Source organism: Maribacter sp. (assembly GCF_049667165.1).
Lineage (GTDB): Bacteria > Bacteroidota > Bacteroidia > Flavobacteriales > Flavobacteriaceae > Maribacter_A.
This window is the reverse complement of the sequence record NZ_JBATHS010000028.1, coordinates 1-25,779: the sequence shown is the minus strand read 5'-3', so window position 1 is coordinate 25,779 and position 25,779 is coordinate 1. Positions and strand designations below refer to the sequence as shown.

At 40.4% G+C, this 25,779-nt stretch carries 20 protein-coding genes; 19 read left to right on the top strand and 1 reads right to left on the bottom strand.

All coding sequences use genetic code 11. The annotated features are described in order from the left end of the window. Position 1 precedes the first annotated feature (1 nt). From WBM98_RS01260 to WBM98_RS01170, 19 genes are all read left to right on the top strand, one after another. The gene (locus WBM98_RS01260; RefSeq protein ID WP_424364201.1) at positions 2-1,042 is read left to right on the top strand and encodes a UDP-glucose--hexose-1-phosphate uridylyltransferase; all 1,041 of its coding nucleotides are present in this window, start codon (positions 2-4) and stop codon (positions 1,040-1,042) included. 161 nt (positions 1,043-1,203) lie between these two features. Further along, a complete protein-coding gene (locus WBM98_RS01255) occupies positions 1,204-2,223 on the top strand; it encodes a uroporphyrinogen decarboxylase family protein (RefSeq protein ID WP_424364200.1) in 1,020 nt (339 codons plus the stop codon). Positions 2,224-2,227: 4 nt separating this feature from the next. Further along, positions 2,228-2,899, top strand: a complete 672-nt coding sequence (locus WBM98_RS01250; protein WP_424364199.1) for a cobalamin B12-binding domain-containing protein — start codon at positions 2,228-2,230, stop codon at positions 2,897-2,899. Beyond that, positions 2,899-4,275, top strand: a complete 1,377-nt coding sequence (locus WBM98_RS01245; RefSeq protein ID WP_424364198.1) for a uroporphyrinogen decarboxylase family protein — start codon at positions 2,899-2,901, stop codon at positions 4,273-4,275. The genes WBM98_RS01250 and WBM98_RS01245 overlap by 1 nt, the downstream gene beginning before the upstream one ends. After that, positions 4,272-5,177, top strand: coding sequence for a CobW family GTP-binding protein (locus WBM98_RS01240; protein WP_424364197.1), 906 nt, complete (start codon positions 4,272-4,274; stop codon positions 5,175-5,177). The genes WBM98_RS01245 and WBM98_RS01240 overlap by 4 nt, the downstream gene beginning before the upstream one ends. Further along, entirely contained in the window at positions 5,174-5,878 is a 705-nt protein-coding gene (locus WBM98_RS01235; protein ID WP_424364196.1) for a vitamin B12 dependent-methionine synthase activation domain-containing protein, read from the top strand. Before WBM98_RS01240 ends, WBM98_RS01235 begins: the two co-directional genes overlap by 4 nt. A gap of 209 nt (positions 5,879-6,087) precedes the next feature. Continuing rightward, positions 6,088-7,245 (top strand): cytochrome P450, encoded by a 1,158-nt coding sequence (locus tag WBM98_RS01230; protein WP_424364195.1) that lies wholly within the window; start codon positions 6,088-6,090, stop codon positions 7,243-7,245. 7 nt (positions 7,246-7,252) lie between these two features. Beyond that, positions 7,253-7,561: a 2Fe-2S iron-sulfur cluster-binding protein gene (locus tag WBM98_RS01225; RefSeq protein WP_424364194.1), complete on the top strand. Its 309-nt coding sequence runs from the start codon at positions 7,253-7,255 to the stop codon at positions 7,559-7,561. Positions 7,562-7,567: 6 nt separating this feature from the next. Continuing rightward, complete coding sequence (locus tag WBM98_RS01220; protein WP_424364193.1) at positions 7,568-8,818, top strand: NAD(P)/FAD-dependent oxidoreductase; 1,251 nt, start codon at positions 7,568-7,570, stop codon at positions 8,816-8,818. Positions 8,819-8,839: 21 nt separating this feature from the next. Continuing rightward, the gene (locus WBM98_RS01215) at positions 8,840-9,958 is read left to right on the top strand and encodes a Zn-dependent alcohol dehydrogenase (protein ID WP_424364192.1); all 1,119 of its coding nucleotides are present in this window, start codon (positions 8,840-8,842) and stop codon (positions 9,956-9,958) included. Between the two features lie 18 nt (positions 9,959-9,976). Further along, the gene (locus WBM98_RS01210) at positions 9,977-12,472 is read left to right on the top strand and encodes a glycoside hydrolase family 2 TIM barrel-domain containing protein (RefSeq protein WP_424364191.1); all 2,496 of its coding nucleotides are present in this window, start codon (positions 9,977-9,979) and stop codon (positions 12,470-12,472) included. Positions 12,473-12,479: 7 nt separating this feature from the next. Continuing rightward, the gene (locus WBM98_RS01205) at positions 12,480-13,292 is read left to right on the top strand and encodes an alpha/beta hydrolase (RefSeq protein WP_424364190.1); all 813 of its coding nucleotides are present in this window, start codon (positions 12,480-12,482) and stop codon (positions 13,290-13,292) included. A 119-nt stretch (positions 13,293-13,411) separates the two neighbouring features. After that, positions 13,412-15,892, top strand: coding sequence for a glycoside hydrolase family 2 TIM barrel-domain containing protein (locus WBM98_RS01200; RefSeq protein ID WP_424364189.1), 2,481 nt, complete (start codon positions 13,412-13,414; stop codon positions 15,890-15,892). Continuing rightward, entirely contained in the window at positions 15,889-17,970 is a 2,082-nt protein-coding gene (locus tag WBM98_RS01195) for a sulfatase-like hydrolase/transferase (protein WP_424364188.1), read from the top strand. The genes WBM98_RS01200 and WBM98_RS01195 overlap by 4 nt, the downstream gene beginning before the upstream one ends. A gap of 51 nt (positions 17,971-18,021) precedes the next feature. After that, positions 18,022-18,654 (top strand): sulfatase family protein, encoded by a 633-nt coding sequence (locus WBM98_RS01190; RefSeq protein ID WP_424364187.1) that lies wholly within the window; start codon positions 18,022-18,024, stop codon positions 18,652-18,654. A 216-nt stretch (positions 18,655-18,870) separates the two neighbouring features. Continuing rightward, on the top strand, positions 18,871-19,734 hold the full coding sequence (locus WBM98_RS01185) for a family 16 glycosylhydrolase (protein WP_424364186.1): 864 nt from the start codon (positions 18,871-18,873) through the stop codon (positions 19,732-19,734). Between the two features lie 11 nt (positions 19,735-19,745). Further along, positions 19,746-22,616: a glycoside hydrolase family 2 protein gene (locus WBM98_RS01180; protein WP_424364185.1), complete on the top strand. Its 2,871-nt coding sequence runs from the start codon at positions 19,746-19,748 to the stop codon at positions 22,614-22,616. A 2-nt stretch (positions 22,617-22,618) separates the two neighbouring features. Further along, positions 22,619-24,013 (top strand): glycoside hydrolase family 30 protein, encoded by a 1,395-nt coding sequence (locus tag WBM98_RS01175; RefSeq protein WP_424364184.1) that lies wholly within the window; start codon positions 22,619-22,621, stop codon positions 24,011-24,013. 474 nt (positions 24,014-24,487) lie between these two features. Then, entirely contained in the window at positions 24,488-24,745 is a 258-nt protein-coding gene (locus WBM98_RS01170; RefSeq protein ID WP_424364183.1) for a hypothetical protein, read from the top strand. 181 nt (positions 24,746-24,926) lie between these two features. On the opposite strand, the gene WBM98_RS01165 is transcribed toward WBM98_RS01170, so the two are convergent. Then, positions 24,927-25,779: 3-keto-disaccharide hydrolase (locus WBM98_RS01165; RefSeq protein ID WP_424364182.1), on the bottom strand; the 853-nt coding region annotated here is incomplete at its 5' end.

Sequence of the window (25,779 nt, the reverse complement as noted above, 5' to 3'; positions counted from 1 at the left end):
TATGAGCACTGAATTCAACGAAAATCCGCATAGAAGGTTTAATATTTTAACAGGGGAATGGATCTTGGTATCGCCCCACAGAACGAAACGACCATGGCAAGGCAAGACCGAAAAACCTGCTTTGGAAACCAAGCCAAAGTATGATCCAAACTGCTATTTGTGTCCTACCAATGGCAGAATGGGCGGTGCGGTAAATCCCGATTATAAAAAGCCTTTTTCATTTGTGAATGATTTTTCAGCACTCCTTAAGGATGTAAAGGAAGATAAATATGAAAATGGTTTGCTTTATGCCGAATCCGAATCCGGTATCTGTAAAGTAGTTTGTTTTTCGCCAGATCACTCCCTAACGCTGCCTTTAATGTCCACAGAAGAAATCACCGATGTAATTTCATTATGGCAGCAGGAATATAAGGAACTGGGCGCTATTGATGGAATAAACCATGTTCAGATTTTTGAGAACAAGGGCGATGTCATGGGTTGTAGTAATCCGCACCCCCATGGACAAATATGGGCGCAACGGAGTATCCCCCAGGAAGTTCAAAAGAAATGCGATCGGTTATCGACCTACTGGAAAGCTCACAAAGCAAGTATTTTAGAAGATTATGTGAAGCAGGAAATGGAAATGGACGAACGCATTATTCTAGAAAACGAACATTTTGTATCCTTAATTCCCTATTGGGCGGTGTGGCCTTATGAAACCATGATCGTTCCAAAGAGAAAGATGGCCCATATCGGTGAACTTTCCGATGCAGGGAAAAAGGCATTTGCCGATATCCTGCGAAAAACTACCATACGACTGGACAATGTCTTTCAAACTTCGTTTCCGTATTCCGCGGGAATCCATCAGGCACCCACAGACGGAGAAGCACATCCTGAGTGGCATTTTCACATGTCTTTTTATCCACCATTATTGCGGTCGGCAACCGTTAAAAAGTTTATGGTAGGCTATGAGATGTTCGCAAACCCCCAAAGGGACATCACAGCGGAACAGGCGGCAAATACCATTAAAGCTTTGTCAGATATTCATTATTCCAAACAATAGGATTTCATCATAAACCTAGTAGTAAAAAAATGATTTATTATGCCATTTATATTGATTATATGATAAATATCATGTCAAAATAAGGTATTATTTGGCTAAAATCAACGTAGAAATTGCCTGCTAATTGATTTACTTTTAATGACAATATAAAATGTGTTGTCATGACCAAAAGAGAAATCATCAAATCTGTGTTGGAACATAAAAAACCTCCCTATGTTCCATGGTCCTTTAAATTCACCAAAGAACCCAAGGAAATGCTTCAGGAGTATTACAAAACAGATGACCTCGATGTCGTCTTGGGAAATCACATCCTAAACCTAGGCAGTGATATTGGCTTCTTTGAAGAAGTAAAGAAAGACCATTTTAAAGACGTTTTTAATGTGGTATGGGATCGATCTATAGATAAGGATATCGGAATGCCCATTGAGGACATTATAAAAGATCCCACTTTGGAAGGAATTCAATTCCCTAATCCCCATGACCCTCGCTTCTTTGCGAATATTGAGTCAGAAATCGAAAAAAAGCCTGATTTGTTCAGGGTCTTTCAAATAGGGTTTTCGCTTTATGAAAGGGCCTGGTCTATGCGGGGCATGGAAAATCTGTTAATGGACTTTTTCATGTATCCCGATTTTGTACACGAATTACTGGGCAAAATTGCGGATTACAATATTGCCCAAGTGGACAAAGCCCTGGAATATGACATCGACGCCGTTTATTTTGGGGATGATTGGGGGCAACAACACGGATTGATCATGGGTGCCGATCTTTGGCATGAATTTTTATATCCCCACATCAAAAGAATGTACAAAAGAGTCAAGGATGCAGGCAAATATGTGATGATCCATTCCTGTGGTGACGTCGATGAATTGTTCCCATCCCTAATAGATGCAGGTTTAAACTGCTTTAACCCTTTTCAACCAGAGGTGATGGATGTACATCAGATCCACTCCGAATATCTAGGTAAGCTTTGTTTCCATGGAGGCTTGTCCATGCAGAAGACCTTGCCTTTTGGAACCAAGGAAGATGTAACCAAGGAATCATTGGCGCTTTTGGAAATGGGCCGAAAAGGAGGCTATATTTTCTCCCCTTCCCATTCCGTGGAAAGTGATACGTCTCTAGAAAACATCCTGGCCTTTATAGAGGTGGCCCAATCCCAATTGAAAGAATTAAAACCAGTATAATATCATGGAAATTTTAGCAAAAATCTCTGACTGTATTGAATTCGGAAAAATAAACAAAACCTCCCCATATCCTCCAAACATGAAGGATCAAGACGGGGCCGATGAACTTACCAAACAAGCCTTGGATGAAGGCATTTCTGCAAATGACATATTGGCCAAAGGATTGATTGTTGGTATGGAGAAGGTTGGTGTTAAATTTAGGGAAAACAAGATTTTCGTTCCTCAGGTATTGATGTCGGCAAAAGCGATGAGCACGGCAATGATGCATTTAAAACCGATTTTTGCCAAAGGGAACGTACAGAAAAAAGGAATTTTTATCATTGGCACCGTTGCCGGTGACTTACATGATATCGGGAAAAATCTGGTATCAATGATCGTAGAAGGTAATGGATATGAGGTCATTGACCTGGGCACGGATGTTCCTGCCAATAAATTCATTGACACCATCAACGAATTTCCTGATGCCATTATTGGCTTATCCTCCTTACTGACAACAACAATGCAAAGTATGGAAAACATCGTGAAGGAAATAAAAACGAAGTTCCCAAATCAAAAAGTGACCATTGGAGGGGCACCCATTACACAGGATTTCTGTGATAAGATCGGCGCGGATAATTACTCCCAAGACCCCCAAGGTGTTGTCGAGTTTATGAACAATCTAAAAAAATCGGCATAATGCAAGGGTTAGAACTTATTCAAGCGGCAATGAAACGCCAAAAGGTAGCCCGTATTCCTTGGGTACCCTTTGTAGGTGCCCATGCAGGGGAATTGTTGGGATTGGATGCCACCACATATTTTAAATCGGAAAACCATATTGTAAATGGGGCCGAATTAGCGATAAAAAAATACAATCCCGATGGCATTCCAGTGACCTTCGACCTTCAAATAGAAGCAGAGGTTCTGGGCTGTGATATCAAATGGTCCCAAGATAATCCACCTGCGGTGGTTTCCCATCCGCTTGCCGATGGCAGTCTGAAACTGGAAGACCTAAAAGTTCCATGCCGGTGCAAAGGGAGAATCGCCACGGTTATGAATGCCGCGACAAAAATCAAGGAGAATCATCCGAATATCGCTTTATACGGTTTGATTACCGGCCCATTTACCCTGGCATTGCACCTTTTGGGCACCGATATATTCATGAAATTATTCGAAGATCCCGAATATGTTGGAAAGGTTATGGACTTTGCAACAAAAGTGGGCAAGGCCATGTCTGATTACTATGTCGAGGCAGGGTGCGATGTTATCGCAGTTGTCGACCCCATGGTAAGTCAAATAGACCCAATGTCTTTTGAAACATTCGTTTCACCGTATTGTACCGATTTATTCGGTCATATTAGAGAAAGTGGTGCCTTAAGCTCGTTCTTTGTTTGCGGCAACGCCTCCCAGAATATTGAAGCAATGTGTAAATGCAAGCCGGACAATATTTCTATAGATGAAAATATTCCTCTTGATTTCGTTAAAGAGCACGCAGAGAACTATAAGATTAGCTTCGGTGGTAATATGAAGTTGACTTCGGTATTGTTAATGGGAACTCCAGAAGAATCGAAATTTGAAGCCATTGAGTGTATGGACATCGGCGGGGATACTGGCTTTATCCTGGCCCCTGGTTGTGATCTGCCCATGGCCACGCCCGTTGAAAATCTTGAGGCAATAGCAGAAATCGTTCATGATACATACCAACAGGATGTTCTGAGGGCAAAAGGACAGACAGCCAAGAATATTGAGCTTCTTGATTTGGAAAATTATTTTGAAAAGGATAAAGTAAAAATAGACATCATCACATTGGATTCCGCCTCTTGTGCTCCTTGCCAATATATGGTGAAGGCCGTTAAACTTGCAGTCGATGATTTTAATGCGAACAATATTGAATATAAAGAACATAAGATAAAAAATGAGGAAGGCATTCAAATGATGCTATCGCTTGGAGTTAGAAATCTTCCTACAATTTGTATTGATGGTGAAGTTGAATTCATTTCGATTATCCCACCGAAATCAGAATTGGTCGCACGAATCCAAAAACATTTAGACCGAAAGCAATTGGCCAAAGTATGATCGCAGATTTAATTCTTATCAGTGGATTTTTAGGCAGTGGAAAAACCACACTGCTTAAAAAGCTATTGAACTTACACAAGAATAAAAGAATTGCGGTCATTCAAAATGAGTTCGCCCCTACCGGTGTTGATGGAAAAGAGCTTAAAATTGAAAACCAGGATTTCAAATTGGTCGAGATCAACAATGGCTCTGTTTTTTGCGTTTGCTTGTTGGGCAATTTCATAGAGAACCTATCGACCTTATTGGATCAGTACGATCCCGAGGTAATTTACTTAGAGGCCTCCGGTCTTTCTGACCCGATTTCTATCTGCGAATTGTTGAATAATGATAGCATCAGTAACAAGGTGCGATATGCCGGAGCATGGTGCGTTGTAGACGCCTTGAATTTTGATAAAAGTGCTGCCTTTGTGCAACGTGCAAAACATCAAATCAGGGTTGCTGATAAAATTATATTGAACAAAATAGATTTGGTCGATGCATCCAAAACCGCAAAAGTCATCCAATCTATAAAAGAAATAAATCCGTTCGCGCTCATTGAGAAGCATGTATTCTGCAAAATCAATTCCACACAATTGATGCAAGTAACTTCAATTCCTGAAGGTGCGATGGAGGACACACGTCCCGAAGACATTAAAACTGCCGTGTATAGAACCACTGATATTATTCCCCTAGAAAGTTTAGAGACCTTTTTACAGGAACTGGGCAAAATAAGTATACGCGCAAAGGGTTTCGTCAGGGTCGCTGGGAACGAATACCGCCTTTTCCATTTAACCTTTGGCAATTATGAGATTATTCCCCTCAAGGATTTCACAGGGAATTGCGAAATTATCGCATTTGGGGCGCAAATGAACCTGAGGTTGTTGCGGGCAACGTTTCGAAAAGCAAAAGAATTAGTGTCATGACAAAAGCCTGTTCCTATAACATCGATTTTTCGGACATCAAACTTGAAAAGGAAGAAATATCTTCTTTTATGGGATTGGGCCCTACGCCTGACGAACCATTCAACACCATGATCGATCAGGCCCTTGAATTATTGTCCCAGAATAAGAACATACGAGGGGGATTCGTAATAAGACCGGTCACGGATTTTTCCATAAAAGATGGCAGTATTACAATCGAAGATAAATCGTTCAAGACAGGAAAAATGATTACCTCATTTTTACGAGGTTCAGAATTTGCCGCCCTTTTTACGTGTACTGCTGGCTATGAGGTTGAGAAATGGAGCAATAAGTATAAAAAAGACGAGGATTATGTAATGAGTTATGTAATTGACGCCACTGGTTCTCTTTTAGTGGAAGGTGCTATGGACATTGTTTATAAGAAATTGAAGGACTATACTGACACCCATAACTTGTCGCTCACAAACAGATATAGTCCAGGATATTGCGAATGGAAGGTTGCCGACCAACAAAATCTCTTTTCATTACTACCAAAGGATTTTTGTAATATACAGCTAAGCCAGTCCTCGTTGATGAGTCCAATTAAGTCTGTGAGCGGTATTGTCGGGATTGGTAAATCTGTACAACACAGGGGGTATATATGCGATTCATGCCACAGTAAGGACTGTGTTTATCGTGCCAAGAAAATGTATGTGCGGCACTGATCTGCACTTAACCTGAACCGTTCAAAATTTTCCAAAACCAACCACCAAATCACTTCAGAAAGTCCTTATCTTAACACGATAAGTACACAAACCCATCCAAAAGGTCAAAATAAGCACTATTTTGGTTAATAATGATACTGATTTTACCAATGGGATTAATCATTTTTGGAAATACAAATAAAGTACCTCACTATTAAACGGTCAAGATAATGAAGAAAAGCAAAATCACAGATCCTTTTGAAAAGGCCAGGCTTGAAAAAGGGTATGGCGAAATGAATGATCAAAATGATCCGGTCGTCATGGTTTTAGGCCATAAAGATGTTCGTAGGTGTGCACATAATTGGAAGACGTTTCAATCCGGTGCTGAACCTGGGCGCATTGTAATTCCTTCAGAGGTAAACATCAGGGATATACGACAAATACCTTTTGAGGTCGACCCACCATTACATGGAGTGTATAGAGCTGTGGTTGAACCTTGGTTTAAACGTCCGTTGGAGGCCGAATATGAGGCCAAATTGAAGAAGCAAATCAATTCCTTGGTCGATGAGACTTTGAAGAAAGATACCGTAGAGGTCATTCGGGAATTTTCATTGGTCTTACAATCCCGTGCATTGACCCTATTATTCAATGTGCCCAATGAAGAATCAGAAACCTGGATTTCCTGGGGCACCCATGTTTTCAGAAGTGAGGAGACGGCCTTGGATGCTGACAAAGCCAATATATTGTATGACTACATAGACAAACAAATTGAAAATAGCATAAAAAATCCCGGAGCCGATTTCTACTCCAAATTACTTGCCTCTGAAGTCAATGGACAGAAACTCACAAAAGAAGAAATAAAGGGGGTACTTATCTTGACCTTTGCTGGAGGTCGGGATACGGTTATCAACGCGATCACTAATTCCATTGCCTATTTTGCCGAACATCCCGAATCTTTGGAAAGGCTTCGTAAAGAGCCTGAATTAATCCATTTTGCGATTGAGGAATTGGTTCGCTATTTCTCACCATTGACCCAAATGGGACGTGTCGCCACCGAGGAAACACAAGTTTGTGGGCATGCCGTAAAAGCGGATAGCAGAATTTCTTTATGTTGGGCTTCCGCCAACCGAGACGCCTCTGTTTTTGACAATGCCAATGAGGTGGTTATCGATCGGAAAATAAACCCCCATGTCGCTTTTGGCTTTGGCACCCATAATTGTTTAGGGGCCACACATGCAAGACAAATATTGAAAGTTTTAGTGCATACTTTAATAGATAAGGTACAATCCATAGCTATTTTGGATTATAAAGAAAACATAGAAGACCTTGGCGAATTCAAACGTAAGGTTGGATATGACAAAATCAATGTGAAATTTAATGCGAAATAAAAATAAAATGGCAAAAATTACATTCGTTACAAGGGATAACGAAACCATAACGGTTGAAGGAAAATCGGGCAGTATCATGGAACTGGCCGTTAAAAACAGGATAGAGGGTATCGATGGGAATTGTGGCGGGGTTTGTTCCTGCGCTACTTGTCACGTGCATGTACAACCGGAATTTTGGGAAAAGACCGGTGCCCCTAGCGATTTGGAAAGCGATCTGCTCGAGTTCGACGAAAATGTTAGTGAATACAGTCGTTTGTCTTGCCAAATACAAATCAGTAAAGACTTGGATGGACTAGTGCTAAAAGTGGCCAATTAAACATTTATGATCGATACATCCGATAAAATTTGTGTGGTCATTGGTGCAAGCCATGCCGGTGTGAATTTTGCCTTTGCCCTACGGCGTGAAGGTTGGGAAGGAAAAATCATCGTATTCGATAGCGATGCCGAACTTCCCTATCATAGACCACCCTTGTCAAAATCATGTTTAACCGTAAATGATGATTCCCAATCAAATTTATTGTTTCCGGAGGAAAGCTATAAGGATGATTCTATTACCCTATGTTTGGGTAGGACCGTGGTATCGATCAATAAAGAAGCAAAAACCGTTAAAACATCGGATGGAATGGATCAGGCCTATGATACATTGGTTTTGGCCATGGGAGCGCGACCTTTCATTCCATCTATAAAAGGTATCGAAACGGCCAAAAATATTTTTCCGTTGCGAACATGGGATGATGCCATTAAAATTGGTTTGGCCCTAAGGCATTCCGATAGAAAACGCGTCGTGGTCATCGGCGGGGGTTATATCGGTTTGGAAACCGCTGCTTCTTTACGAAAGTTAGGGGCGGAAGTGACGGTCTTAGAACGTGAGGAGCGGATATTATCGCGTGTTACCGCTCAAGAGATGTCCGATTTCTTTGTTAAACTCCATACTGAAAATGGTGTTTCAATTTTATCGAATAAAAACGTAACCTCAATTCAAAACACAAACGACGCAAATGAAATATTTTGTGATGACCATACCAGGTACGATGCAGATGTGATCATTGTGGGCGTTGGTATACGGGTGAATACAGCATTGGCGGAGCAAGCCGGGTTGCCTATCGAGAATGGCATCAAGGTAGATGGGACTGCAAGAACCGATGATAAAAATATCTACGCCATAGGGGACTGTACGTATCATTACAATCCACACTTTGATCGCTATATCCGATTGGAATCAGTCCAAAATGCGGTGGAACAGGCAAAAGTGGCCGCCGCTGCTATCTGTGGTCGAAAGGTTGCCTATAATACCATCCCGTGGTTTTGGTCCGATCAATATGATGTGAAGTTGCAAATGGTCGGACTTTCATCAGGTTATAACCAAATCATACAACGAGTTGAGGAACTTACCGATAATTGTCTTTCAGTATGGTATTTTAAAGATGAAGAATTGCTCGCGGTCGATGCCGTAAATAATGCCAAAGCTTATGTGTTGGGAGGTCGATTTATTCAAAGCAGGCAGCAATTGGATAAGGAAAAATTAAAGGATACCTCAATTCCTATTAAACCCCTAAGCTTCATAGCAGACTAATGCATGAATTAAAACCAAGTTATGTCCATACTATCAAAATCGGCGATTGCAAAAGGGGATGGTACTTTTATCATAGATAATGTAACGGTTGCAGACCCCTTGAAAGATGAGGTGCTGGTTGCCATAAAGGCTGCTGGACTTTGCCATACGGACCATGATTCCCTGCATTGGGGAAAACCTATTGTGATGGGTCACGAGGGTGCCGGAATAGTAAAAGCCATAGGCCGCAATGTTAGAACTGTTAAGGTAGGTGATGCAGTTATTTTAAATTGGGCGACACCTTGTGGCGAATGCTTCCAATGTAAAAATGGGAATGAGCATATTTGCGAAAACAATTCCCCCGTTGTGGCTGGAGGAAACGGGTATACGCCAGGACATGCCCATTTAGAGGGTACGAATTGGAATGGAAAGCCCATACTACGCTCTTTCAACATCGGTACCCTATCAGAGTACACTTTGGTAAAAGAATCCGCGGTCGTCAAAAACCCTTTCCAGAATATGCCGTTTCCTGCGGCAAGTATTGTAAGTTGTGGGGTGATGACAGGATTTGGATCGGCGGTAAATACCGCCCAAGTAAAAGAAAATTCATCTGCAGTAGTATTGGGTACAGGTGGCGTTGGCCTAAATGTAATTCAAGGCATCAAAGTTTCAAAGGCATCAAAAATCATCGCAATAGATATCAATCAAAACAGATTGGATATGGCCATCGAATTTGGGGCCACACACACTATTTTAGCCGATAAAAACGATAAAGGTCTCCTAAAAGCGGCCTTAATCGTAAAACAAATGACCGATGGCAGGGGTGCCGACTATGCTTTTGAATGCACCGCCATTCCAGCGTTGGGGGCCGCCCCTTTGGCTATGGTACGGAATGCGGGGACTGCAGTCCAGGTGAGTGGAATTGAGCAAGAGATATTAATAGACATGGCTCTATTTGAATGGGATAAAATTTATATCAATCCCTTATACGGTAAATGTAATCCCCAAACTGATTTTCCAAAAATAATAGCGCACTACAGAAACAAAGAAATCAAATTGGATGAAATGATAACAAGAACCTACCCATTAGAAAATTTACAACAGGCATTTGATGATATGCTTTCGGGGAAAAATGCCAAAGGGGTAATAGTATTTGAATAATCCATCGACATAAAAAATATGAAAATTAGAATTTTTTTAGTAATCGCTTTAATAACATCATTAAATATCTCGGCCCAAAATATTGAATTGTTGAAAGATTGGAAGTTCACCAATTACGATTATGGAGCTGCTTTTCAAGAAGATTTCAACGATACCGATTGGGAAAATGTAACCGTTCCCCATGATTGGGCCGTCGAAGGAGACTTTGACTTTGCCAATGATGTACAATTGACAATGGTAATCCAGGATGGGGAATCAACACCAAAATATCGTTGTGGAAGAAGCGGTGCCCTACCTTATGTTGGGGTAGGTTGGTACAGAACCAAGTATCATATTTCAGCAGCAGATTTAGAACAAAAAGTACAATTGCTGTTTGATGGAGCGATGAGCAATTCCAAGGTTTATGTAAACGGTGCGTATGTGGGCGAAAGACCTTTTGGGTATATTTCGTTTTATTTTGATATCACCAAATTCTTAAAGGAAGGAGCGAATACGATAGCCGTACGATTAGAGAATTACAACAGCCAATCACGTTGGTATCCAGGTGCTGGTTTGTATAGGAAAGTTTCGACCATAAAAACCAACAAAACCCATGTAAAAACCTGGGGGACGTTTGTAACTACACCTTCAGTTTCCAAAAAGAAAGCCATTGCCAACCTAACTTTGGAATTGCTCGGAAATGGAAATTATACGATCAAAAACGAAATTTTAAATCCAACAGGAAAAATAGTCAGTTCTAAATTAAAAGAGGTGACTATTAGAGATAGCGTATTGGTACACGAGGATTTTGAGGTTTCCCAACCTGAATTGTGGAATTTAGAAACCCCAAATCTGTATGAATTAAAAACAACGATTCTTAAAGGTAACGATGTAGTAGATACCTATACAACCACTTTCGGAATACGTACTATTCGGTTTGAAGTGGATGGATTTTATTTGAATGACAAAAAAGTACGCTTCAAAGGCGTCAATATGCATCATGATTTAGGACCCGTTGGAGCTGCATTCCATAGGGAATTATTTGGTCGACAAATGAAAAAGATGAAAGAAATGGGTGTGAATGCGATTCGTTTTTCACATAATCCACCGGCCCCGGAAGCTTTGGACATTTGCGACGAGTTAGGACTTTTGGCTATTGATGAAGCTTTTGACGAATGGCAAATCGGCAAAGTAATGAATGGTTATTCAAAACATTTTGACAAATGGTCCAAAATAGATCTGTCAGACATGATTTTGAGAGACAGAAATCATCCAAGTGTGATTATGTGGAGTATCGGCAACGAAATTATGGAGCAGTACAAACACGACCCTAATAAGATTACAGCGTATTTGAATAATATAGTAAAGTCCTTAGACACAACACGCGCTACGATTGCTGGTTTTAATTCCGCCAAAAATGCAATAGATAGCGGTATGGCAACTACCGTAGATGTTGCGGCCTTTAATTACAAGCCAGGGGTTTATGGTGCAATACGTAAACAAAATCCGAATTTAAAGTTTTTTGCAAGTGAAACGGGAGGTGCTGTAAGTGTTCGCAATAGTTACAAATTCCCAGTAGTTTTTGATACAATTCATGGCAAAAGAGGGGACTCATCCCATACCGTGGTGTATCCAGATGGGCATCCTGGTAATTTTGAAACGACTAATGTGCCTTGGGGCTATCCTGCTTATAAGGAGTTTGCTGCCCAAGATACATACACCTCCGTTTACGGGGAGTTTGTATGGACAGGCTTTGACTATTTAGGGGAACCATCACCCTACCATGATGCAAAATCCAGAAGCTCTTATTTTGCACCCGTTGATTTTGTTGGTTTAGAAAAAGATAAATTTTACCTCTATCAATCACAATGGAACAAAGAGAAAGAAGTACTTCATTTTTTCCCACAATGGACATGGCCCGATTTGAAGGTGAAATCATTCCCTGTGGTTTGTTATACTTCCTATGATAAAGCCGAATTGTTCGTGAATGGAAAAAGCTATGGCGTAAAAACCAAGCAACCTTTACGCCAATTAAATTTCGAAAGCAGCAATATTGCCAAAGAAGCTTCTGGAGGAGGCAATTGGGATTTATTTAAAGCCTATGCCATTGTTTGGGATGATGTAGTTTACGAACCAGGCGAAGCAAAAATTGTTGCCTATGATAAAAACAACAACAAAGTAGCAGAAACAAAAAGAGTAACTGCCGGAGCTCCCCATAGTATTAAGATTGAAGCAGAAGTTACCGGTTTAATCGAAGGGGAAGTAGGAGTCTATGTAGTTTCAGTAATGGATAAAGATGGTAATTTATGTCCACACTATAATGAGAACATGACTATAGAAGTGAGTGGTGCCGCTAAATTTTTAGCCTCTGGCAATGGAGACCCAACCAATATGCAAAATCTTTCAAAACCCCAAAGAAAATTATTTAATGGTCAAGCTGTAATTTATGTGCAATCTACTATAAAAGGAAATGTTATTGTAAAGACCACATCGGGTGAATTAAAGGCAACGCATAATCAACTTCTAGTGAAATAATCTTTAAATGGAATCGAAGTTTAGAACAACAGAAATATCGAACCCCGAATTTGAAGCCAACAATCTTCGCTTCATCACCGTTAAAACTTCCAATCTTCAGGGTCGGGGAGATATTTGTGTCTTTGTTCCCCCAGGTAGGAATCTAAAAGATGTTCCCATTGTGACCCTATTGCACGGGGTCTACGGAAGTGCATGGATTTGGGCCCACAAAGCGGGCGTTCATTTTACCGCCTTACAACTCTTGGAAGAAGGTTTGATCAAGCCAATGGTGCTTGCCATGCCGTCAGATGGTTTATGGGGCGATGGTTCTGCCTATCTGCCCCTCAACAACAAAAATTTTGAAAACTGGATCGTTGACGATGTTATTGAAGCGGTCATTGAAAATATTGATTGCACAAGTCACACATCGGAATTGTTTATTTCGGGCCTCTCCATGGGAGGTTATGGGGCTTTACGGCTTGGGGCGAAGTATCCTACGAAATACAAGGCCATCTCTGGGCATTCCTCGATTACCCATAAAAATCAGATGTCCTTGTTCGTTGAAGAGGGAGTATCGAACTATGACCAAAAGAATCCTATGGAAGAAGGTGTTTTTGAATTGCTATTGAAAAACAAGAGTGACCTCCCATACCTACGATTCGATTGCGGCAAGGATGATGTATTGATACAACATAACAGAAAATTGCACCAAGACCTAAAACGCTATGGTATTCCTCACCAATATCAAGAATTCGAGGGGAAACATGAGTGGCCCTATTGGGAAGAGCACATTAAGGAAACACTACTATTCTTTTCTGGTAAAATGGCGCGTAAAGGCTAAACCCTTTCTATTGATCAAAGCCCATTTATTATTAAACATATGTCGTAGTTATTTAAACCTGTGTTATCAAGGAATTGTCATCTAATCGTGAAATTTACATTTCCTATCAAAAGACAACTATGAGACATTTCTGTTTACTTGCCATTGGTTTTCAAATCCTTTTCCTTTCCTGTCAAAAATCCGAAGAGGCCCTAATTGCCGACACCTCCTTTAATAAAGATTGGTTGTTCTCCAAAGGAGATCCCAAAGGTGCTGATACCTATGCTTTTAATGATGCCGATTGGCGTAAATTGGATGTTCCCCATGATTGGGCCATTGAAGGTCCATTTGACAAGAAATATAATGCACGTACAGGGGGGTTGCCCGTACACGGCACAGCTTGGTACAGAAAACATTTCACACTTGGAAAAGCGTATGACGGCAAACGAATCTCCATAGCTTTCGATGGCGCCATGAACAATAGTAAGGTCTGGTTAAACGGCGTTTATATTGGAGAGCGACCCTTTGGGTATATGGGCTTTGAATTTGATTTAACGCCCCATATTAAATTCGGGGAAGACAATGTGATCGCCGTGCAATTGTCGCCCGAAGACCTCGCTTCCAGATGGTATTCAGGTGCTGGAATCTATCGGAATGTTTATTTGAAGATCAATAATCCCATACATATTCCCCAATGGGGCACGTACATCACAACGCCAAAAGTAACGGATCAAGAGGCCGAAGTACAGATTGAAACGACCTTGAGAAATTCGGGTGAGGACAATGCCACGGTAATTTTGGAAACCATTTTAGAGGACCAAAATGGAAATGTGGTGGGTACTACAACCAAGGAGATCGAGCTTTTGAAAGGAGAAGACAAGGCCGTAACGGAAACCGTTAAAATAACCAACCCCAAAAGATGGGACATTGAAAGTCCGACACTTTATATAGCCAAAAGCAAGGTGAAAATAAATGGCGATTTGGTCGATGATTATGAAAGTAATTTTGGCATACGCACCATAAGATTCGATGTCAAAGAAGGGTTTATTCTTAATAGCAAGCCTGTTGAATTCAAGGGGGTCTGTATGCACCACGATCTAGGTCCATTGGGGGCTGCGGTCAATGTACGGGCCACCGAACGCCAGATGCAGATCATGAAAAATATGGGGGTCAATGCCCTACGTACCAGTCATAATCCACCGTCCCCAGAAATGCTCGACGTTTGTGACCAGCTTGGTATCGTGGTTTTGGATGAGGCTTTTGATGAATGGAAAATCGGTAAGGTCGTTAATGGCTACAATAAAGTTTTTGACGAGTGGCACGAGCGGGACTTACGCGACATGATAAAACGGGACCGTAACCATCCTTCTATAGTGATGTGGAGTATAGGCAACGAAATCTTGGAACAAGGGGACGAAAACGGATGGAAAGTAGCCAAAACGTTAAACGATATTTGCCATGATGAAGATCACACCCGTCCAACAACAGCAGGTTTCAACAACTATACTGGTGCATTTCAAAACAAATTGGCCTATCAAATTGACATTGTTGGATTAAATTACAAACCTCTTGATTACCAAAAGACCATAGAAGAAAACCCAAATATGATTCTTTATGGATCGGAAACTTCTTCCCAAACAAGTAGCAGGGGAGAATACCATTTGCCCATTGAATTTGATCATCAAAAAGCAACGCTTCAAGTATCTAGTTACGACGTGACGGTCGGGCCCTCATGGGCCTATCCTCCCGACGTAGAGTTCGATGCTCAAGAAGCGAATCCTACTTTTCTTGGCGAATTTATGTGGACGGGAATTGATTATTTGGGCGAACCCACACCCTACGGGGGGCGGGACAACTCGACAAACGGCTATTGGAACGCAGACTGGCCCGTACACGCCTCCTATTTTGCTCCTGTTGATTTATGTGGTTTCCCAAAAGACCGTTATTATTTATACCAAAGTCAATGGACGACCGATCCAATGGTGTATGTATTGCCTCATTGGAATTGGGAAGGAAATGAAGGGCAGATCATCCCGGTTTACGCCTATACGAATTGCGAGGAAGTTGAACTCATAGTGAACGGAAAATCCATGGGCAAGAAAATCAAGGGCGTCGACACCACCGATATCCCTGCAGAATTTCGCGGTTTCAAAAAAGGGATGTATACTTCAAAATATCGCTTACGTTGGAATGTGCCCTACGAATCCGGAAGCATTAAGGTCATCGGATTCAGGGATGGAAAAGCCGTGGCCGAAAAAGAAATCAAGACGGCCCAAGAACCAGCAGGCATACGACTCACGGCCGATAGAAACGAAATTACGGAAGACGGAAAAGACCTTTCCTTCATCACCGTGGAAATTGTGGACAAGCATGGAACCATGGTGCCTCAAGCCGACAATGAAGTACATTTCAAAATTGAAGGTGCTGGCATGAAGGCAGCCGTCGGCAACGGTAATTCGGCGTCCTTGGAGTCTTTTCAAGGGGATCAAATAAAAGCCTTCAATGGAAAGTGCCTATTAATCGTTAAGGCATCGGAGTCTCCTGGCAATATTGAAATATCCGCCACTTCCAATGGATTACAGGGTGCTGATCTGACCATTAAAACCAATGTAATAAAATGAAATATCCTAGAAATTATCTTTTAGTAGCACTATTGAATATCACTTTTTGGAGTACTGCACAGGAAGTGACTTCTGTTCAATGGCACAATCCCTTTCCTATTGGCGAAGAGAATACAACGTATACGATTACACCCTCCGAAAATCCAAACGGTAAACAATTATTTCAAATCAATAAGAATAGCATCGAAGTTTTATACAGTTGGCAAGGGCAAAAGGCGCCGTTTGGCACGATTACCACAAATAAAACATACAGCCATTATAATCTGGAATTGGAATATAAATGGGGCGAACGCAAATTTGAACCCAGACTGAACGACAAACGCGATGCTGGAATTTTATTCCATATTCGAGGCGAAAATGTTGTTTGGCCCACGGCTTTGGAGTGCCAGGTACAAGAAGGGGATACGGGCGATCTTTGGGTAATCAAAAGTCATCAGACCCTATGGGTACAAAAAGATGGTGCTGAAAAACTTTTGGACTCTAGGGAACAACCCCATTTTATCCAGGGTACAAAATATGCGAACCATGAAGTCGAAGGCTGGAACAAGGTTCGCGTAGAGGTCAGAGGTGCTGAGGGTGCCAAGTTTTTTGAAAACGGACACATGGTGAATGAAATAAAAAACATGATGGATGCCGAAGGCAATCCCCTCGAGCGTGGCCATATCGCACTGCAAGCCGAGGGTGCCGAAATCATCTATAGGAATGTCCGAGTACAGGAAATGCCCGCCACCCAGAAAAAGAATTTGACAAAAAAAGAAAAACCCAACATCATCGTCGTCCTGACCGATGACCAGGGTTGGGCCGATGTGGGTTTCAATGGCGCCACGGACATCCCTACCCCCAATTTGGACCGGTTGGCCTCCGAAGGGGTGGTTTTCTCCAATGGCTATGTTACACATCCGTATTGCAGTCCCTCTAGGGCAGGTTTGCTCACAGGACGATATCAGGCCCGATTTGGTCATGATTGCAATATGCCTTACGAAGGTGAGAATGGTCCAACAATAGGCACCCCCTTAGCTGAAAAAATGATATCCGAAGCCTTGAAAGAACAAGGATACCGCACCAGTGCCATAGGAAAATGGCACATTGGAGACCATCCAGACCTTCACCCTACCCAACAAGGATTCGACCATTGGTTCGGTTTTGTAGGGGGCGGCATGAACTATTGGGGGAAACCTGACGGCCCATTAAGAACCATTTTAAGAAACGGGAAAGAAGTGCCACAACAAGAGCTTCATTATCTGACCGATGATTTTACCGAGGAAGCCATTCGGGTAATCACAAAAAAAGATGACAAACCCTTCTTTATCTATCTTGCCTATAATGCGCCCCACGCTCCCGACCAAGCCACCGAAAACTATCTGAAACAGACCGAACATATCGAGTATGGGGGTCGCAGTGTGTACGGTGCCATGGTCAACGCCGTAGATGCCGGAGTAGGCAGAATCGATTCCACATTGATCGCAAACGGCTTAAAGGATAACACCCTATTGATATACCTCAGCGACAACGGTGGTCGTGGCGAATATGCCGACAACAGACCTTATAGGGGGTATAAAGGCATGTTATATGAAGGTGGCATCAAAGTGCCCTTATTTATCACTTGGCCCAAGTCCATTCCAAAAAACCAGCATTATGAAAAGGTGATAAGTGCCTTGGATATATTTCCCACGGCCTTAGAGGCTGCAGGTAAAAATGCTGCTGAAGAAAAACAATTGGAAGGCGTAGACCTCTTACCGTATATTCAAGGAAAGAAAAATGAAACGCCTCATGAAGAACTGTATTGGAGATCTGTAGGAGGTTTTGAATATGCCGTTCGTATGGGCGATTTTAAATTGTACAAAAGGGCGAATACAGAAAACCTGCTGCTCTTTGATCTAAAGAACGACCCGTACGAAAGAACGGACGTCGCCAGCCAGCTTCCTAAAATGGTAGCCGATTTGGAAAAAGCCTATCAAGATTGGGATGCGAAAAACCTCCCTCCTGGATGGGAAGATCCACATGAAGAAAACGTCATTAAGGAACAACAAGCATTAAAAGCCTATCGCGAAAAGGCCATGATGTCCAAAAACAAATAACTGGAGGTCAATTTGTTTGCTCAATAAAATTATACGCGTTTAAAAAGCCACATGTTTTGGAATGCTCCTGAAAATGAAGCCGAGGGAATCCTAGAGAATACCTTAATAGTTTTCACTAGTGATAACGGTCCGGTTTTGAATGAAGGTTATTTTGATGATGCTGTAGAAAAATTAGGTAGGCACACCCCTACCGGTGGGTTAAAAGGAGGCAAATACAGTTTATTCGATGCCGGTACGCATGTACCCTTTATAACCTATTGGAAAGGAACCATACAACCCAATGTTTCCGATGCTATTATATGTCAAGTAGATTTACTAAGTTCTCTTGCGAAACTAACAGGCAGTACCGTTAAAACGGAAGATAGCGATCAGTTAATGGATGCTTTATTAGGAAAGTCAAAAACCGGAAGAACCGATCTAATCTTGGAAGCGAGCCAGAAAACAGCATTGAGAAGCGGTGATTGGGTATTGATTCCTCCTTATAAAGGCAACCCAATAAACAAGCAGGTCAATATTGAATTAGGTATTGCCGAATCATATCAACTTTTCAATGTTAAAGAAGATAGGAAACAAGAAAAGAACCTAGCGGAATCCAATCCGGAAAAATTGAAGGAGATGATTGCCACATACGAAAAAATTAGAGGTACTGAAAAAATTGAAATCAAGGAATTGGAATTAAAATAGCTTAATTTAAATTATAGTTCAAAGACTTTGGGTTCATATTCAAAGCCTTTTTTTATCCTCTTATTAAAGGTAAAAACATAACATTGGATATGTCACCTTCCGTTTTTTGGCAGCTAAATCAGAAATTAACCATATGTTATAGTATTCCGTACATCTCTAATTTAACAAGTTGTACATAAAGGATATTTTTATTTACACATTAAAAGAATGAAATAAATGAGGTTTGCAATAATCCAAAATTTCTTGGTTTTAATCTTTATTGCATCAAAGGTTTCCGCTCAGGATTTAACCATTCCACCAAAGAATTATGTCGATTCCATTCAACTCGAAAACAGCGTAGATCGGGTTAATTCCAATTATCCTTTATCGGATCAAACCAATCATAAGAATTGGAAATTGCTAAAGACATATTCTGATGAATTTGATAGTAAAAAATTGAATGAGGATAAATGGTATCCCAATAACCCAAAATGGAAAGGAAGACCACCCACCTATTTCCACGGTTCCAATGTGAGCTTGGAAAATGGGGAATTGGTCATTCGGGTGAATAGGCATGGGGCTGAAAAATTACCCAAAGACTTTACGCATACCACAGGGTTTATTAAAAGCAAACAGCAATTTCTATATGGTTATTTTGAAGCTGAGACGAAATTGATGGATGCTCCATGGGTTTCAGGTTTTTGGATGACAAAAGGAGATAAAGATTGGTGGACTGAAATTGACATTTGTGAAAATGCTCCTGGTTTGGAATACAATCGTCATGATTTAAATTCAAACATACATGTGTTTAAATCCCCGAAAGATCAAGGAGACGTTAAAAAACACTTTTCTAGAACAAAGAAATATTATTTCCCCGAAGAGTTACAAAAAGATTACCACGTTTGGGGATTGGAATGGACTAAGGAATATATCCGATTCTATATAGATGGGATATTATTTAGGGAAGCAAAAAACACACATTGGCATCAACCATTGGAAATCAATTTTAACTGTGAATCAAACAAATGGTTTGGGGCCTTACCCGATAATGATAGGTTAGATGGTGAATATCACGTTAAATATTTTAGAGTTTGGAAATAAAAAAGCAAAAAATGAATAAAACAAACGTACTTATATTAGTATTCTTATTGTCCTTACCATTGAAGGCGCAGAACCTGCCGGAAGGAAACATTGAAACCGATAGAACAAAAACCAATTTAAATATCGGGTGGAAGTTTCATTTGGGTGATTTAAAAGATTCCCCTACTTCCATTGATTTTAATGATAGATCTTGGAAGAACGTTTCCGTGCCGCATACTACAAAATTAATTTCCTATGAAATGGATAGTATTAAGGAAACCTGGGTACAGGAAAAATACTTACGTGATATCAGTTGGTATCGGAAAAAGATAACTATTGATGCCAATCCTTCCGCTAAGGTTTTTCTTGAATTCGAAGCGGTTCATAATGCTACCGAATTATGGGTAAACGGGAAAAAAGTAGGCAATTATGCGGTAAATGGTTATGTGCCCTTTTATTTCGATATAACGGATTATGTACAGTTCGGAAAAGAAAACACCATAGCCGTAAAAGCGGACAACTCTTACAGTCAAGTTATTGCACCCGATCCACATAGAACAGATTATGTAAAGTTTGGTGGATTGTATAGGGATGTGTATTTAGTGACCACGAACAAATTACATGTAAATTATAATTGGGAAGATTTTGATGCCGGTGTGCATATAACAACACCAACAGTAAACAAACACAATGGCACGGTTACGATCAAAACCACGGTAGAAAATGAAAATCCTTCAGCTAAAAAAACCAAAATAGTCACCAAGATCATCAATAAAGAAGGCTATGTCATCAAGAAATTGATTTCTGAAATAAGCATTGCTGCCCAATCAACACATACCTTTAGACAGTCTACGACCATCCAAGATGATTATCATCTATGGTCACCGGACTCCCCTTACCTCTACCGGGTGAATTCAGTAATATATGATGAAGAAACCCCAGTAGATTTTGTAGAGAATACATTTGGTTTCAGAAAGTTTTCTTTGGAAAAAGGAAAAGGGTTCGTTTTAAACGGGGAACCGTTATTCTTAGTTGGAGCCAACCGGCATCAAAGTTATCCCAATATCGGTGATGCCGTTCCTAACTCGTTTCATTATAATGAAGCTTTGCAATACAAAAAAGCGGGTATGAACATCATAAGGCTATCGCATTATACCCAAGACGATGCCTTTATAAAAGCTTGTGATGAATTAGGAATCTTTATTTATGAGGAACCTTCCACATGGATAGAATGGGGCGATGACACTTGGTTTGGCAACTTGGAAAAAGCAACAAGAACCATGATCCGAAATCATCGAAATCACCCATCAATAATTGTTTGGGGTGCCGGTATAAACCATAGGGGTCCCGTTCCAAGAATGCAAACCGTGGCCAAGGAAGAAGATCCTTTCAGGTTGACCGCCTCTGCTTCTGCCCCTTGGGATGGTCCAAAAAATGAAGGTATTACAGATGTGCATGCCACAATGGATTACCGCAGAACAGAGTTTCCTGAAAGTGCCTTTACCATGGTTATGGAACATGGTAGTTCCCCTAATTCAGAAGTAAATCAATTTCATATATCAAGGTACAAAGGCAATAAGAATAATTTTGCCGCAATTACATGGTTAGGTGCAGATTACAACCATTTACAACCTGATATCGTTGATGATCAATGGTCAAGGGACTTTATGACCACCTACGGTGTACTTTCACCTTATAGAGTGCCCAAACCTGTATACTATTGGTATCAATCGGAATTAGTGGCAAAGCCTATTGTTCACATAGCTGATGAAACGGCATCCAAAGATGGAAAAGTCCGCGTCTTCAGTAATTGTCAGGAAGTTGCCTTATACCACAATGGCGAATTAATTGCGAGACAAGTACCCGATAATGACATTACCAAAATCAATCTAAGCCATCCTTCTTTCACATTTAAATTCAATTGGAAAGAAGGAGCCCTAAAAGCCGTTGGTTATACCAATGGAGAAAAAGTAACGGAATTTACCAGACATAAAGAAGGTAAACCACATCATATAAAAGTTGAGTACAATATCAATAACAAACCTTTTTATGCCGGAGGATCGGATATAAGATTGGTTTACGCCTCTATTGTAGATGAAAATGGTGAAGTTGTAACCAGTACTGAAAATGAAGTTCAATTTTCGGTTTCCGGTGCTGGGGAACTAATGGATAATGGAAAAATTTATGCCAATCCTGCCCTAGTTTATGACGGCGTTGCTGCCATCTACGTAAAAGGAACCAAAGACCCTGGAACAATTACGGTAACCGCAAAAGCAAAAGGGTTGAAATCAGGAAAAGCAACAATCAATACCGTAAAATTTAATACCGATGAAATTGCGAATAACGCGAAACCCATTTATGATTTCCCGATAACCAGGGTCGATATTGGCGGGGAAAAGCAATTGGTGCAGTTCGAATGGGAAGAATGGACAGGAAATAGCAATTCTGATTTAACCTTTCATCTAAATGATTTTCACTCAAAGATCGAAATCAGTGCAAAAGAGAAAATCAACTGGTTGGGGGATACTGCAATGATAGGTGATTTAAGTTTTGTAGGGACTGATGGATTGTTTGTTGAAAAAGGAAGTTTAACGATCAAGCTGAACAACTTAAAGGCCGGGAATTATGAAATTGAAACCTTTCACCATTCTAGGAGGGTTAATGTAAAAATGACAAATGAAATTAAGGTAGAAGTAATTGATACCAACGGGAATTTCAGCAGAAAATCCGATGATCATATCGTGGACTATTACCATAATGATACTACCGGAGAACGTGCACCATTATCAATTATATCCACATTTACTTCAAATGGAAAAAACCCGGTTATTCTAAATTTTGAAAATATACAGGACAAAGGTGATATGTGGTTAAACGGATTTATAATCAAACAAATTAAATAAAAATGGATTTCAGGAAAATATCAATACTATTCTTATTCATAACATCCTCAATTACGGCACAAAAATATAGCGTTGACGTTTCGTATGTAACATTGGATAAAGGGGAAGCACATCCTATCAAAAGATTTGAGACCAATATAAATTCTAAGGAAAAGGTGCCCCAAAATGATTTTATCGTTTTGGTTCCTGAAGTCGAATTCCAGACCATTGAAGGTATAGGGGGTGCATTCAATGAAAATGGTGGAGAGGCACTTTTTAGCTTACCCAGAGTGCAACAAAAAGCGGTCTTGACAAATCTGTTCAATCCCAAAAATGCCGACTTGTCTTTTAACAGAACACCCATCGGAGCCAGTGATTTTGCCTTGGATGCCTATAGTTATAGCATGGTACCCGAAGATTATAAAATGAAGCATTTTACAATTGACAAGGACCAAAAATACCTCTTGCCATTTATAAAAGAAGCTTTAAAGGAAAATAGTTCCATGCTTTTGCAAGCTTCACCTTGGAGTCCTCCCGCTTGGATGAAATATAGCAATGCGATGGACAGGAACAATGAAAATCATGAAAAAAGCAGGTTAAAAGAATCCCCTGAAATTTATATGGCTTACGCCACATATTTCGTAAAATATATTGAAGCATATAAAAAAGAGGGCGTTATAATAGATCGGTTGTGTGTGCAAAATGAACCGGATACCTATGCCCCATTTCCAGGTTGTAATATGACCATGGAACAATTACAGGAATTGAGTTTCAACTATATTATGCCTGCTTTTAAAAAAGAAAAATTGAAAACAGGTATTTGGGCCGGTACATTTAGAACAATTAACAGAGGGGACCATTATAAAATCTTAAATTCTGAAACCTTTTCACAATTTGACGGCATAGGTTTTCAATATGCCAATGAGCCTTTTATAAGGGAAGTCTCATTACTAGCGCCTAAAATGAAAATCATGAATACGGAAACAAAGTGTTACAATGGCGCCAATTCCAATGAACAGGCGAAAGAAAGGATTGCAGAGATCGCCAATTATATAAATGCAGGAAGTACTAATTATTGTTACTGGAATCTGATTTTAAATGAAACTTCGGAAAGTGCATGGGGTTGGAAACAAAATTCATTGGTGGTCATAAATCGAGAAAATGGCCAAATTCAATATACTCCGGATTATAATGCCATGTATCTGGCTGGTAGCACAATCAAGAAAAACGATAAACGCATCGCACATATTTCCAAACACAAAATAGTGACCACCAAAAATGATGATAATGAAATTAAGGTGTTGATTCAGAACGATATGCCTACAAACAAGTATGTGAAATTAATTATCAATGAAGAGGAAATAAATATTGAGTTACCAAAAAATGCATTATGTAGGTTAAGTTTAAAATCCATTTAAGAATAAACGGTCAAATAATAACATTAGTCCTATTCTATCTGATATTGACCGGAATGTTTTCAAATGTATTTGTCCAACAAAGAAACAAACCGAATCTACTTTGGATACTTACTGATGATCAACGGGTAGATTCCAATGGTTTTTACAATGAAATTGTTCGGGTGAAAAAAATAGTCCATTAGGTTATGTTTCATCCCCAAACTTGGATGGTTTGGCAAAGGAGGGTATCGTTATCACCAATATGTACTGCAGCTCCCTGCCTGTGCCCCATTAAGGTCTTCAATGATCTCAAGGAAATTTTCGCATCATAATGGGGTCTATGGCGAATGTGCCCATACCCAAAAGTTACCAAGGCAAGGATATAACTCCGCTGTTGAATAGAAAAGCATCTTCAATCCGGCCTTATTTATTTACTGAGAATCTTTGGTCTACCCAATTCGGGAATCCCAGATGTGAATCGGTCCAGAATAAGGAATGGAAGTATATCAGGTACTACAAGAACGTGAACTTTCAGCCCGCAAGAAAATGGCCACTGCCAATACTATGGGGATTAATATGAGCAGTATGCTATATAGGGTTCATGAACCCTATATAGCCGTTTACAAGGATTATATTGATGGACCTCTTAATAGAGAACCCGCTATTTATGAGAAACTAAATTTGGTGAAGATCCTGACGAAACTATTACCCTTGTTGATGACGGCTCTAAGAATGAAATACTTTCGTAAATGAGCCTTGCTTGGGGGAAGGAAGTCAAATTCGTCAGGGGTGAAGGTATTCCCCAAGTCTATCGCTATACCACGGATAGTGAGGCCGAAAAATGGGTGCTCATTGATCTGAAATAACCTTATCCTTATTCTTAAGTAGAGGTAGACTACAAGCTATAATGACCCTTTTTATAGAGTATCGTGCATTATTCCAAAAAGTCAGGGAGGACGTCAATTTCCCTAATTAAAATATTGCGATAAAACGCCTCCGCAGCTTCTGATTGCAATTGTAATTTTCCACTGCTAACGGCAATAAAACCCTCACTTGTTTTTCTTTCGGCCTTATTTAGCACCATAACTATTTTCCCATTTACAATATGGAATGATCTGCCATTAAAACAGATCAATTCCAAGGTATTCCATTCACCATTGGGTCGTTCATAGTTGTCTTTCCGGATACATCGGTATTCTTTTCCAGGCATTCCAGAACCAACCTTAACCTCGTTCGAAGAAGCCCCGTACACATAAAAACCTTCTTCATTTTTGAAAGCATTAATATTATTGACGCCACCGGCCAAGCCGAAATAATCTCCCATGTCCCCTTCCTGTATTTGAAATTCCTGTGATTCCATCCATACATTCCAAAAAGCACCATGGGGCCCATTGCAATGATATAAAAGTCCATTATCCCTTTTATCGTTCAACCGGGGTTCCCATTTTCGCTCTCCCCATTTAAATTCCAACTTCAAATGGTAGTTTTCAAAGATTTCCTTAGAGGTTAGACCGCCATAAATTTCACCACTGATGTGCAATATCGTTTCACCTTGTTCAATCTTGGTAGAAAAAACCTTTAGGGGATCCTTGTTAAGGCCTAAGGGAACACCTTCCATGCCATTTCCTTTAGGAATACCTTCCAAACCATTAACTGTGAAGTGAGGTACACCCATGAATACATCCCATTGGGTAAGGTCTTCGTCCAATAAGGCCTGCCACTGGGATTCCTGTGCCATTGTAACCGCGTGGTTCAACAATATGCCAACTATATAGAGTATTATAATC